Annotated in this window: 11 protein-coding genes; 9 read left to right on the forward strand and 2 right to left on the reverse strand. The window is 69.1% G+C overall.

Annotation, left to right across the window (positions count from 1 at the left end):
- Nucleotides 1-118: 118 nt before the first annotated feature.
- From kdpF to Ssi02_RS07055, 6 genes are all read left to right on the forward strand, one after another.
- Nucleotides 119-208: a K(+)-transporting ATPase subunit F gene (gene kdpF, locus Ssi02_RS07030; protein ID WP_204022363.1), complete on the forward strand. Its 90-nt coding sequence runs from the start codon at nt 119-121 to the stop codon at nt 206-208.
- Nucleotides 208-1,869, forward strand: a complete 1,662-nt coding sequence (gene kdpA, locus Ssi02_RS07035; RefSeq protein ID WP_204022366.1) for a potassium-transporting ATPase subunit KdpA — start codon at nt 208-210, stop codon at nt 1,867-1,869. The genes kdpF and kdpA overlap by 1 nt, the downstream gene beginning before the upstream one ends.
- 2 nt (nt 1,870-1,871) lie before the next feature.
- Nucleotides 1,872-4,016, forward strand: coding sequence for a potassium-transporting ATPase subunit KdpB (gene kdpB, locus Ssi02_RS07040; protein ID WP_204022368.1), 2,145 nt, complete (start codon nt 1,872-1,874; stop codon nt 4,014-4,016).
- Nucleotides 4,016-4,873, forward strand: a complete 858-nt coding sequence (locus Ssi02_RS07045; RefSeq protein ID WP_204022371.1) for a potassium-transporting ATPase subunit C — start codon at nt 4,016-4,018, stop codon at nt 4,871-4,873. The genes kdpB and Ssi02_RS07045 overlap by 1 nt, the downstream gene beginning before the upstream one ends.
- A gap of 73 nt (nt 4,874-4,946) precedes the next feature.
- Complete coding sequence (locus Ssi02_RS07050) at nt 4,947-7,598, forward strand: sensor histidine kinase (RefSeq protein ID WP_204022374.1); 2,652 nt, start codon at nt 4,947-4,949, stop codon at nt 7,596-7,598.
- 182 nt (nt 7,599-7,780) lie between these two features.
- A complete protein-coding gene (locus Ssi02_RS07055; protein WP_204022378.1) occupies nt 7,781-9,583 on the forward strand; it encodes an APC family permease in 1,803 nt (600 codons plus the stop codon).
- Between the two features lie 5 nt (nt 9,584-9,588).
- On the opposite strand, the gene Ssi02_RS07060 is transcribed toward Ssi02_RS07055, so the two are convergent.
- On the reverse strand, nt 9,589-10,248 hold the full coding sequence (locus Ssi02_RS07060; RefSeq protein WP_204022381.1) for a class I SAM-dependent methyltransferase: 660 nt from the start codon (nt 10,246-10,248) through the stop codon (nt 9,589-9,591).
- Between the two features lie 198 nt (nt 10,249-10,446).
- On the opposite strand from Ssi02_RS07060, the gene Ssi02_RS07065 reads away from it, so the two are divergent.
- A complete protein-coding gene (locus Ssi02_RS07065; RefSeq protein ID WP_239128661.1) occupies nt 10,447-11,049 on the forward strand; it encodes a phosphatase PAP2 family protein in 603 nt (200 codons plus the stop codon).
- Here Ssi02_RS07065 and Ssi02_RS07070 read toward each other — a convergent pair.
- The gene (locus Ssi02_RS07070; protein ID WP_204022385.1) at nt 11,046-11,624 is read right to left on the reverse strand and encodes an ATP-binding protein; all 579 of its coding nucleotides are present in this window, start codon (nt 11,622-11,624) and stop codon (nt 11,046-11,048) included. The genes Ssi02_RS07065 and Ssi02_RS07070 overlap by 4 nt on opposite strands.
- A gap of 180 nt (nt 11,625-11,804) precedes the next feature.
- On the opposite strand from Ssi02_RS07070, the gene Ssi02_RS07075 reads away from it, so the two are divergent.
- Together Ssi02_RS07075 and Ssi02_RS07080 are read left to right on the forward strand one after the other, a co-directional pair.
- On the forward strand, nt 11,805-12,719 hold the full coding sequence (locus tag Ssi02_RS07075) for a Sco1979 family transcriptional regulator (RefSeq protein ID WP_204022388.1): 915 nt from the start codon (nt 11,805-11,807) through the stop codon (nt 12,717-12,719).
- A gap of 116 nt (nt 12,720-12,835) precedes the next feature.
- Entirely contained in the window at nt 12,836-13,066 is a 231-nt protein-coding gene (locus tag Ssi02_RS07080; RefSeq protein WP_373870092.1) for a DUF397 domain-containing protein, read from the forward strand.
- Nucleotides 13,067-13,082 lie beyond the last annotated feature (16 nt).

A 13,082-nucleotide genomic window follows, 5' to 3' on the forward strand; every position in this document is an offset into this window, starting at 1 on the left:
TATCCGGTGGGCGACAGGGATGTATCAGAGGAGTGGAGATGGCAGACGTCATCTTCGTCGTCCTGACGATCGCGATCTTCGTGATCTTCGGGATGATCGTGAAGGCGGTAGAGCGCCTGTGAGTGCTGTCAATCTCGCCGGCCTGATAGTGGCCGTCGGCCTGGTGATCTTCATGATCGTGGCGTTGCTATTCCCGGAGCGCTTCTGATGAACCCCACCCTCGCGGGAATCCTCTTCATCGGGTCCCTCATTCTCGCGCTTGTGCTCGTGCACAAACCTCTCGGCGATTACATGTTCCGGGTCTACACCGGCGGGCGGCATCTCGCGGTGGAGCGCGTGATCTACCGCCTGCTCGGCGTGCAACCCGGCACCGAGCAGAAGTGGAGCGTCTACGCCCGCGGCGTGCTCGCCTTCTCGGCGGTCTCGATCCTGCTGCTCTATGGCATGCAGCGCCTGCAGGACAAGCTCTTCCTGAGCGTCGGCATGGAGCCGGTGACCGATCACATCGCCTGGAACACGGCGATCAGCTTTGTGACCAACACCAACTGGCAGGCCTACTCCGGTGAGTCCACGATGGGCTACCTGGTGCAGATGGGCGGCCTTGCCGTACAGAATTTCGTGTCGGCCGCGGTCGGCATGGCGGTGGCGATCGCGCTTGTGCGCGGGTTCGCCCGCCGCGGCACCGACCAGCTCGGGAACTTCTGGGTGGACCTGGTGCGCGGCACGCTGCGCATCCTGCTGCCGATCGCCTTCGTCGGCGCGATCGTGCTCGTGGCCGGCGGCGCGATCCAGAACTTCGCCGATCCGCACACGGTCAACACCCTCACCGGCGCCCAGCAGACGATCACCGGCGGGCCCGTGGCCAGCCAGGAAGTGATCAAGGAGCTCGGCACCAACGGCGGCGGCTTCTACAACGCCAACTCCGCCCACCCCTTCGAGAACCCCACGAGCTGGACGAACTGGGTGGAGATCTTCCTGATCCTGCTCATCCCGTTCGCCATGCCTCGCACCTTCGGCAAGATCGTCGGCGACGTGCGCCAGGGATACGCGATCGTCGCCGTCATGGCCACGCTCGCGATCATCAGCGTGACCCTCACCAACGTCTTCGAGGTGGCCCACGGCGGCACGGTGCCGCAGGCGGTCGGTGCGGCCATGGAGGGCAAGGAGGCCAGGTTCGGCATCATGAACTCGGCCACCTTCGGCGCGGCGACCACCCTGACCTCCACCGGAGCCGTGAACTCCTTCCACGACTCCTACACCGCGCTCGGCGGCATGATGACGATGTTCAACATGATGCTGGGCGAGGTCGCCCCCGGCGGTGTGGGCGCGGGCCTGTACGGCATGCTCGTCCTGGCCGTGATCACGGTCTTCGTGGCCGGGCTCATGGTGGGCCGCACCCCCGAATACCTCGGCAAGAAGATCGGGGCGCGCGAGATCAAGTTCGCGGCGTTCTACTTCCTCACCACGCCGATCCTGGTGCTCGTCGGCACCGCCTCCGCGATGGGCTCAGCGGAACATCGGGCCGGCATGCTGAACACCGGGCCGCACGGCCTGTCGGAGATCCTCTACGCCTTCACCTCGGCCGCCAACAACAACGGCTCGGCGTTCGCCGGCCTCACCGTCAACACGCCCTGGTATGACGTCGCGACCGGTCTCGCCATGGTGATCGGGCGGTTCCTGCCGATCATCCTCGTGCTCGCCCTGGCGGGCTCGCTGGCCAGGCAGGTGCCGGTGCCGGCGTCGGCGGGCACGCTGCCCACGCACCGCCCCCAGTTCGTCGGCCTGGTCGTGGGCGTCACGGTGATCCTCGTCGCCCTCACGTTCCTCCCCGCCCTGGCGCTCGGGCCGCTCGCAGAAGGACTCCAGTAGACATGGCCACGCAAGTGATCCCCACCCCCGGTGCTCCGAGCCCGGCCCCGCCCGGCAAGGTGGGCGGGGGGCTCCTCGACCCCAAGCAACTGGTCAAGTCGTTCCCCGCCGCGTTCCGCAAGCTGAACCCCGCCACGCTCTGGCGCAACCCGGTCATGTTCATCGTGGAGATCGGCGCGGTCTTCACGACGGTCGTGGCGATCGCCGAGCCCTCGTTCTTCGCCTGGGCGATCGTCGCCTGGTTGTGGCTGACCGTCGTCTTCGCCAACCTGGCCGAGGCCGTGGCCGAAGGCCGGGGCAAGGCCCAGGCGGCGACCCTGCGGGCGGCCAAACGCGACACCAACGCGCGCAGGCTCAAGGACTGGAGCTCCGGCCGGCCCGAGCCGACCTGGGACACGGTCGGGGCGACCGAGCTGAAACAGGGCGAGTTCGTCGTCGTTGCGGCCGGGGAGATCATCCCCGGGGACGGCGACGTCGTCGAGGGCATCGCCAGCGTCGACGAGTCGGCCATCACCGGCGAGTCCGCCCCGGTCATCCGCGAGTCCGGCGGCGACCGGTCGGCGGTCACCGGCGGCACCAAGGTGCTCTCCGACCGCATCATCGTGAAGATCACCCAGAAGCCCGGCGAGAGCTTCATCGACCGCATGATCGCCCTGGTCGAGGGGGCGAACCGGCAGAAGACCCCCAACGAGATCGCACTGAACATCCTGCTGGCCGCGCTCACGATCATCTTCCTGGTCGCGACCGTCACCATGCAGCCGCTGGCGATCTACTCCAAGGCACAGAACCCCGGCGTCGCCGACTCCCTGGCGCTGACCGCGAACGGCGTCACCGGCATCGTGCTGATCTCCCTGCTGGTCTGCCTGATCCCCACCACGATCGGCGCCCTGCTGTCGGCCATCGGCATCGCCGGCATGGACCGCCTGGTCCAGCGCAATGTGCTCGCCATGAGCGGGCGCGCCGTCGAGGCGGCGGGCGACGTCAGCACCCTCCTGCTCGACAAGACCGGCACGATCACCCTCGGCAACCGCCAGGCCTCGGAGTTCCACCCCGTGCCCGGAGTGTCGCCGGACGATCTCGCCGCCGCCGCCCAGCTCGCAAGCCTCGCCGACGAGACCCCCGAGGGCCGCTCGATCGTGGTCTACGCCAAGCAGGCGTACGGCTTGCGCGAACGGCAGCCGGGTGAGCTCGCGCACGCCGAATGGGTGCCGTTCACCGCGCAGACCCGCATGAGCGGCGTCGACGTGGACGGGCGGAAGATCCGCAAGGGCGCCGCCGCCGCCGTGATGAAGTGGGTCAGGGAGGCCGGCGGCCACCCCACCGAGGAGGTCGGCCACATCGTGGACGGCATCTCGGCGGCCGGCGGCACCCCGCTGGTGGTCGGCGAGGTCGCCGGCGGCAAAGCCCACGTGCTCGGCGTCATCCACCTCAAGGACGTCGTCAAGCAGGGCATGCGTGAGCGGTTCGACGAGATGCGCCGCATGGGCATCAGAACCGTGATGATCACGGGTGACAACCCGCTGACCGCGCGGGCCATCGCCGAGGAGGCGGGGGTCGACGACTTCCTGGCCGAGGCGACACCCGAGGACAAGCTCGCCCTCATCAAGAAGGAGCAGGAGGGCGGCAGGCTGGTCGCCATGACCGGTGACGGCACCAACGACGCGCCCGCGCTCGCGCAGGCCGACGTGGGTGTGGCCATGAACACCGGCACGTCGGCCGCCAAGGAGGCCGGCAACATGGTCGACCTCGACTCCAACCCCACCAAGCTCATCGAGATCGTCGAGATCGGCAAGCAGCTCCTCATCACGAGGGGCGCCCTGACGACCTTTTCCATCGCCAACGACATCGCGAAGTACTTCGCGATCATCCCGGCGATGTTCGCCGCGGTCTACCCCGGCCTCGACACGCTCAACGTCATGCGCCTGGCCAGCCCGCAGTCGGCGATCCTGTCGGCCGTCGTCTTCAACGCGCTGATCATCGTGGCGCTGATCCCGCTGGCGCTGCGGGGCGTGCGCTACCGGCCCGAAAGCGCCGAGAAGCTGCTGAGCCGCAACCTCTACATCTACGGCCTCGGCGGCATCATCGCCCCCTTCATCGGCATCAAGATCATCGACCTGCTCATCCAGTTCCTTCCGGGGATGTCGTAATGGAACGTCTGCCAAGCTGGGTCCGCCAGCACCTCGCCGCGCTCCGCACGTTGCTCGTGCTCACCGTGGTGACCGGGGTCGTCTATCCGCTGCTCGTTACCGGCGTCGCCCAGGCGGTGTTCAACGGCAAGGCCAACGGCTCGATGATCGAAGTCGCCGGCAAGCCCGTCGGCAGCGCGCTGATCGGCCAGTCCTTCTCAGACGCCGACGGCAAGCCGATCGCGAAATACTTCCAGAGCAGGCCGTCGGCCGCCGGCGACGGCTACGACCCGACCTCGACCGGCGCCGGCAACCTCGGCCCCGAGGACGTCGTCGACACCCTGCCTGTGCCGGGTGCCAAGGACGACGAGGGCAACCCCGACGCGGGCAGGCAGTCCCTGCTCACCCAGGTCTGCGCCCGCAGCAAGGCCGTCGGCGAGCTGGAGGGCGTCAGCGGGGCCAGGCCCTATTGCACGGCGGACGGAGTCGGGGCGGTCCTCAAGGTCTTCGCCGACCGCGCCGTGAGTGTCAACCAGGCCTGCCCGGCGGTGCCGTTCGTCTCCACCTATCAGGGGCTGCGCGTCGAATGCGGGAAGCCCGGCGAGGACTACGCCGCGGGCCGCACCGTGCCCGTGCGCGGCGACGCGAAGGCTGTCGTGCCCGCCGACGCCGTCACCGCCAGCGGCAGCGGCCTCGACCCGAACATCTCGGTGGCCTACGCCGAACTCCAGGCCCCCCGCGTCGCCCGCGAGCGCGGCCTGCCCGTGGACCGCGTCCGCGGCCTCATCGCCGGCCACACCGCCGGCCGCGCCCTCGGCTTCATGGGCGAACCGGCGGTCAACGTGCTCGAACTCAACCTCGCCCTGGACAAGGGCTGATTTTCATGCGCAGGACAGTCACCCGCACCGCCCGGCACACGAGGGCCGATATCCCGACGGGCATGACACCACCATGAACCAGCGGGGAAGGCTGCGGGTCTACCTCGGGGCGGCTCCCGGGGTCGGCAAGACATACGCGATGCTCGGCGAGGGACGCCGGCGTCTCGACCGGGGCACCGACGTGGTCGTCGGCCTGGTCGAGACGCACGGGCGTCTGCGTACGGCGGAGCTGCTCGAAGGGCTGGAGGTGGTGCCCCGGCAGACGCTGGTGCACCGGGGCGCCACCTTCACCGAGATGGACGTCGACGCCATCGTCGCCCGGCGTCCGAAGGTCGCGCTGGTGGACGAGCTCGCGCACACCAACGTGCCGGGGGCGCGCAACGAGAAGCGCTGGCAGGACATCGAGGAGCTGCTCGAAGCCGGCATCGACGTCATCGCGACCGTCAACGTGCAACACCTGGACTCCGTCAACGACGTCGTCCAGCAGATCACCGGTGTGCCGCAGCGGGAGACCGTGCCGGACGAGGTGGTGCGCCGGGCCGACCAGGTGCAGCTCGTCGACATGGCGCCGGACGCGCTGCGCCGCCGCATGGCCCACGGCAACGTCTACCCGCCGGAGAAGATCGACGCCGCCCTGTCGAACTACTTTCGCGAGGGCAACCTGACCGCCCTGAGGGAGCTGGCGCTGCTGTGGGTCGCGGGAAAAGTCGATGAGCAACTCGACCGCTACCGTGCGGAACACGGGATCGCGGGCACGTGGGAGGCGCGTGAACGAGTGGTGGTGGCGCTCACCGGCGGGCCCGAGGGCGACACGCTGATCCGGCGTGCCGCCCGCATCGCCGCCCGCACCAAGGGCGCCGACCTGCTCGCCGTCCACGTCACCTCCTCCGACGGGCTGACCCGGGTCGATCCGGCCAACCTGAAGCGGCAGCGCTCGCTTGTGGAGAGCCTCGGCGGGTCCTACCACCAGGTGGTCGCCCACGACGTGCCGCGCGGGCTGCTCGACTTCGCCCGCGGGGTGAACGCCACGCAGCTCGTGCTCGGGGCCTCCCGGCGCGGGCGGTTCGCGCAGTTGCTCTCACGCGGGGTGGGGGTGACGACGACGGCGCTGTCCGGGTCGATCGACGTCCACATGATCACCCACGAGCAGGTGAGCCGCCGCAGCCGCTCCCGCTCACGCGCCGTGCTCACCCGGACCAGGCTCCAGGCGGGGTGGGCCCTCGCCGCGCTGGCGCAGCCCGCGCTCACGGCGGCGCTCTACCGGTTCCGCGAGGACGCAGGACTGCCCGTCGAGATCCTGCTGTTCCTGCTGGTCGTCGTCATCGTGTCCTTGGTGGGCGGCATGTGGCCGGCGGTGACCGCCGCGGTCTTCGGCTTCCTGCTGCTCAACTACTACTTCACCCCGCCGCTCGACCAGTTCACCGTCTCCGATCCGCAGAACCTGCTCGCGCTCATCGTCTACGTGCTGATCGCCGTCATGGTCAGCGCCGTCGTGGACCTCGCGGCCAGACGCACCCGCGAGGCGGCGCGGGCGAGCGCCGACGCCGAGGTGCTGTCGACGCTCGCCGGGCACGTGCTGCGCGGTGAGCACGCGCTCAACTCGCTGCTCGGCCGCCTGCGCGAGACCTTCGTGCTCAGCTCGGTGACGCTGCTCGAACGGCTGCCAGGCACCGTGCCGAGCCCGAGCGACCAGTCCGACCCCGGCGCCTGGCGCATCGTCGCCACCTCGGGCGGCACCCCCTGCACATGCCCGGGGGCGGCCGACACCGAGATGGTCATCGACGAGGAGCTGATCCTCGCGCTGCGGGGCCGCCTGCTCGACGCGGCGGACCGGCGGGTGCTGGAGGCGTTCGCCGCCGAGGCGGCGGTCGCGCTGCGCCAGCAGCGCCTCGCAGAACAGGCCGAACGCGCCCGCCCGCTGGCCGAGGCGGACAAGATGCGCACGGCGCTGCTGGCCGCGGTCAGCCACGATCTGCGCACCCCGCTGGCCTCCGCCAAGGCCGCCATCGAGAGCCTGCGCGCCACCGACGTCACCTGGTCGGCCGAGGACGAGGAGGAACTCCTCGCCACGGCGGACGAGTCGCTCGTCAAGCTCGCCCGCCTGGTCTCCAACCTGCTCGACATGAGCCGGCTCCAGGCGGGGGTGCTCGGGCTGGACACCCAGCCGGTCGCGCTGGAGGACGTCGTGCCGCGCGCCATCGACGACCTCGGCCCGCTGGGCGAACGGGTGCGCGCGGGCATCTCCCCGGAGATCCCGCAGGTCGTGGCCGACCCGGCGCTGCTGGAACGCATCCTGGTCAACCTCGTCTCCAACGCCGTGCGCTACAGCCCGGCGGACGGCAAGGTGCTGGTCACCGCGAGCGGTTACCGCGAGCGGGTCGAGATCCGCGTCATCGACCGCGGAAGCGGCATCCCACGCGAGGAACACGACCGGGTCTTCCTGCCCTTCCAGCGGCTCGGCGACCGGGACAACCACACGGGGGTGGGACTCGGGCTCGCCCTGTCGCGCGGCCTCGCCGAGGCCATGGGCGGCACGCTGACCCCCGACGACACCCCGGGTGGCGGCCTCACCATGATCCTCACTCTGCCGATCCACATCCCCGCCGTGCCGACCGCAGCCGCTCAGTCCCCCACCGAGCCCCTCGGCCACGCACCCGCTGCTCTCACCGTCCCGCCGCAGACGCGGCGGGAAGCGGACCTACCTGGCCCCGATCAGCCGGAATGAGCCGGATGACCACCTCTTCATCCCCCTCATCGTCGTCCCCTCCCGCCGCCGGGCAGCGCGCGGGGATCGCCGCGAACCCGGGCACTTTGCGGGAAGTGCCGGGGTTTGTCGGCCTAGGTGTACGACCCGCCGCAGGTGCGGGGAAGCGGAGGTGACGGGCGCCGGTCCGATGGAATGACCGGGTGCCCAGGTCCACCACGCCCCACGGTGCGGGCCGCCGCAAGCGGAGCGAGCGCGACCGGCTCGGCGTCGTCGGCGGGCTGGCCGCGCTCTCGCTCGACGCGATGGCCTCGATCGCCTACGGGCCCGAGGCCATCGTCTTGGTCCTGGCCCTCGCGGGCGTGTCGGCGCTGCGATTCACCCTTCCCATCTCGCTCGCCATCGTGCTCCTGCTGACCGTGCTCACCTGGTCCTACCGGCAGGTCATCGCCGCCTTCCCCACCGGCGGCGGGGCGTACGGCGTGGCCAAGACCCACCTCGGGCGGACCGCGAGCCTGGTCGCGGGGTCCAGCCTGATCATCGACTATGTGCTGAACGTGGCCGTGTCGGTGGCCGCGGGCGTGGCCGCGCTGGCGTCGGCGTTTCCCGGGCTTCTGCCGTACCGCACGGTGTTGTGCCTGGTGGTGCTGGGCTTGATCACGGCGGTCAACTACCGGGGCATCGCGCACAGCGCGCGGACGTTCATCGGGCCCACCGTCGTCTATATCGGGGCGATCATGCTGGTGATCGTCGTGGGGCTGATCAGGAGTTCGCCCGCCGTGCCGCATCCGCCGGCGCACGCGGAGGCGGTCGAGACGGTCGGCCTCTTCCTGCTGCTGCGCGCGTTCGCCAACGGGTGCGTCGCCCTCACCGGGGTGGAGGCCATCGCCAACTCGGTGCCGTCCTTCAAGGATCCGAGGGTGAAGCACGCCCAGCGCGCGGAGATCGCGCTCGGCGCGCTGCTCGGGGTCATGCTGATCGGCGTGGCGGTGCTGATCGGGAAGTTCTCCGTCGGCCCGGTGCCGGGCGTCACCGTGTTGTCCCAGGTCACCGAGGCGTCGCTGGGCGACGGCCCGCTGTACTATCTCGTGCAGTTCTCCACCGTCGTGCTGCTGGCGCTGGCCGCCAACACCTCCTTCGGCGGGTTGCCGGTGCTCGCGCACCTGCTGGCCAAGGACAACAATCTGCCGCACCTGTTCGCGATGCGCGCCGAGCGCCAAGTGCATAGATACGGCATAGCCTTCCTGGCCATCACCGCGGCGCTGCTGCTGATCGCCGTCGAGGGGGAGATGAACCACCTCGTGCCGCTGTTCGCGATCGGGGTGTTCATCGGGTTCACGTTGTCGCAGTTCGGCATGGTGCGGCACTGGTGGCGGGAGCGTCCGCGCGGGTGGCGGGCGAAGGCGGCGCTCAACGGTTTCGGCGGATTCCTCACCATGGTGGCGGCCATCGTGATCACGGTCACCAAGGTCGGCGAGGGCGGCTGGCTGATCGTCGTCGCGCTGCCGTTCATGGTGTTCGCGATGGAGTGCGTCAACCGGTCGTATGCCCGCTTCAACGAGCGGCTGAAGCCGGAGGAGCTGCCCCCGCCGCCCCGGCCCCGCCGTTCGGTGGTGGTGGTGCCCGTGCACACCGTCGACCGCTTGACCTGCGACGCCCTGGCCTCCGCGCTCTCTCTCGGCGACCGGGTCGTGGCGGTGAACGTCGCCCACCCCGAGGACGAGGGGGAGGCCCACGCGTTCGTGCGGCGGTGGGAGGAATGGGATCCGGAGGTGGAACTCGTGCAGATCTACGACCCGCACTATCGGATCGCGGAGCCGATCATCACCTTCCTGGAGGGGCTGAGGGAGCTCCATGTCTTCGTGCTGATCGCGGAGACCGAGCCCGAGCACTTTTTGCAGAGGCTGCTGAAGAACCAGCGGGGGGCCGTGCTCGCCGCCACGCTGCGCCGGACGCGCGTCGTGGTGTGCCGGATGCGTTTTCGCATCGGCTCACCGGAGGACTGAGGGAGTCACAGAAGAGGGGAACGCGCGCTGCCGAGCACGTGGCTCACCCGGTCGAAGGAGAACCGCTCCAGGCGCTCCAGGTCGAATCCGGCCCGCCGGATCTCGCCCACCGCGTCGCGGTCGGGGCGGCAACCGCCGCCGGCCCGCCGCCAAAGGGGCGTCACCAGGGAGGTGGCGAGGGCGGTCACCGCGTTGGCCGACACGACGTGCTCATAGAAGCGGAGCAGCCCACCCGGGCGCAGCACACGGACGATCTCCGCCAGGGCCTCCGGCAGGCTCGACGCCCGGCACAGCACGAGGGAGCACACCACGGCGTCGCAGGCGCCGTCGGCGACGGGCAGGGCGGGGAGGTCGCCGCCGACTACGCGGGCCCTCGCGCAATCCGTCTCGCAGGTGTGGCGGGCGATGTCCAGGACATAGGGGTCCGGCTCGACCAGGATGATCTCGCCGACCCCGGGCGGGTAGCAGAGCGCCTTGACCCCGTCGCCCGAGCCGATCTCCAGCACGGTGCCGGTGAGGCCGGACAGCAGGTCGGCCCGCTGCGGGGTGGGGACGAGGGTCCTGCGGTCGCGCACGGGCCGCGGGTGGTGGAACTGCTCCATGCCGCTGCCCCAGTGCTCACCGGCGTCGGGGGGCCTGTCCTCGTCGATGCTGAGTGCCGCCATGTCTCCTCCTGACCTCGGCATCTCCAACTATCGGGCGATCAGCGCGAGGGGCGCTCCGATCCTGACCGGATCTCAACACGCTCGGGGCGAATCCTGACGCTTTCTTGACGCCGAGCTGTGGGGCGGCTGAGTTTGATGTGCGACCGTCCGCCCGGGGTCTCTATCGTGTTGGTCCGACGTTAACGAGCCGTACGCCGAATGGACATGATCAACTTGAGTGTGCCGGAGATCAGCACGGACCTGTACGGCGCGATTGTCGCCTTCGCCGAGGGATTCCCCGGCTGGCTGCAGGCCCTTGCCCTGTTCGGCACAGACGCCGGCATCGTGCTGTTCGTGGTGCTCTTCCTGGTCAACTGGTGGCTCGCGCGGGGAGGCGAGCCCCGCCGCATGGCCCTCGCCCTAGTCGGGCCGGTCGCGGTCACGGGCGCCTATCTCGTCAGTGAGATCGCCAAGACCCTCATACAGCAGGATCGGCCCTGCTGGGGCCGGACGGTGACGATGATCGCCGACTGTCCCTCGCCGGGGGACTATTCGTTCCCGAGCAACCACGCGACCATCGCGGCGGCCTCGGCGGGGGTGCTGGCGATCGTCTGGCGGGTGACCAGGTTCGTGGTGATCCCGCTCGCGGTCGGGATGGCGTTCTCGCGGGTCTTCGTCGGGGTGCACTATCCGCACGACGTCATGGTGGGATTCATCATCGGCATTGTCGTGGCCCCCGTGCTGCTGCTCCTCCTGGTGGGGGCGGTGACCCCCGTGATCAAGGTGATGCGAGGCAAGGAGGTGCTGCGCTCGCTGATCTAGGTCTGGGTCGTCTCCCGCACGGCGGACGGTTCCGCTCCCATCTCGATGTCCTCCTCCCCGGCCGTCTCCGCGCCCAGGTGGATGAGCGTGGAGGTGGGAGTCTCCGGAAAGGGGGGCGACTCAACGGGAAAGACCGCCCACACGAGCTTGCCGCCGAACGGTGTGAGCGCCCAGTTCCACTGCGAACTGAGCGCCGTCACCAGGTGCAGGCCACGCCCGCTCTCGGTGAACTCGTCGGTGGTCTCCTTGGCGGCCGGCGGGGCCGCGGCGGCGTCAAGCACGGCGCAGAGCACATCGGTCGTACGGCGAAGCACATAGAGCCGGTGCGCGCCGCCCGCGTGTCTCAGGGCGTTGGTCACCAGCTCGGAGACGACAAGGCGCACCTCGAAGCACATATCCAGAAGTCCCCAGTCGTGCAGGACCTCGGACGTGAAATCTCTGGCGTCCTTGGCGGAGGTATGGCCGGTATCGAGTTCGGCCGAAGCTACGGCCGGATCGGTGTCACCGATCGCCTTGAGCAGCCAGTCAGGCGCCGTCCCCGTAGCGGCTTGCCGGCGTGCCAGGTTTGCGGTCATGAAGGTCCCCACGGGCAACATGTGGATCACGCGGTCCGGGCAAGTCGTGCGACAGCCATTCTTTCGGTTTGTTGCGTACAGATGCAAGAACAGATGCACGTGCATTCCGCTACGAGGACTGCACAACGCGGTCGAACGTGAAAAGCTGAGTACTGATTCACTGGTCCTCCGGAGGCACCGATGATCACTTCACATGCGGACGATCCCTCGCGTGGCGGCCGCGTGGTGGGGTTTCCTTCTGGCGGTGGCCCCACTGTCTTACGCATTTTGCTGGGCGCGCAGTTGCGTCGTCTCCGCATCGAGAGTGGAATCAGCCGCGAAGCCGCAGGTGAGGCGATCCGCGGTTCACATGCGAAAATCAGCCGCCTTGAGCTTGGCCGCGTCAGTTTCAAAGAGCGTGACGTCGCCGATTTGCTGACGCTCTACGGCGTGACCGACCCGCACGAGCGCCATGCGCTTCTGTCTTTGGTGGGTCAGGCCAAGGCGCAGGGCTGGTGGCACAAATACGGGGACGTGCTGCCCAACTGGTTCGAGGTCTATGTCGGGCTGGAAGAGGCGGCCCACGTGATCCGCACCTACGAGATCCAGTTCGTGCCCGGCCTGCTCCAGACCCGCGACTACGCCAAGGCCGTGATCATGCTGGGCCACGGAACCGCGCCGCCCATCGAGATCGAGCGGCGCATCGCGCTGCGCGCCGCCCGGCAGGCCCGCATGCGGCGGCCCGGCGCGCCGAAACTCTGGGCGGTGCTCGACGAGGCGGCCCTGCGGCGTCCCCTCGGCGGGCGCGAGGTGCTGCGCGCGCAGATCGAGCACCTCATCGAGATGGTCGACGCCTCCCATGTGATCATGCAGATCATGCCGCTCAGCAGTGGCGGCCACGCCGCCGCCGGAGGGCCGTTCAGCATTCTGCGGTTCGCCGAGCCCGAGTTGCCGGACGTCGTCTATCTGGAGCAGCTCACCAGTGCGCTCTACATCGACAAACGCGAAGAGGCCGAGCACTACATGCACGTGATGGAGCAGCTCTGTCTGGAGGCGCAACCTCCGGAAGAGAGCCGGAGCATCCTGGAGGGGCTCCGCGACGAATTGTTGCCCTGAAACGCGGTCCAATGCTGGTTTTTCTATCATATGGCTGGCTCGGATCCCCTATCTTGCGGATGCAAGCACCAAAGCAATGCATCAGCCGGATATGAGAGATTTCGGGGCGGATCATCATGGAGATCTACAACGGCATACCCGCCACGCGCCTAGACGTGCGCTGGCGGAAAAGCACGTACAGCAATCCCAGTGGCAACTGCGTTGAGTTGGCTCGCCTGGCCGGCGGTGACATAGCTGTCCGCAACTCGCGCGACCCCGGCGGACCAGCACTGGTCTACACACCGGCGGAGATGTCGGCGTTTATTCAGGGAGCCAAGGGCGGAGAGTTCGACGACCTGATCGCGTGAAGGGATCGCTGGGCCC

Source organism: Sinosporangium siamense, assembly GCF_016863435.1.
Taxonomy (GTDB): domain Bacteria; phylum Actinomycetota; class Actinomycetes; order Streptosporangiales; family Streptosporangiaceae; genus Sinosporangium; species Sinosporangium siamense.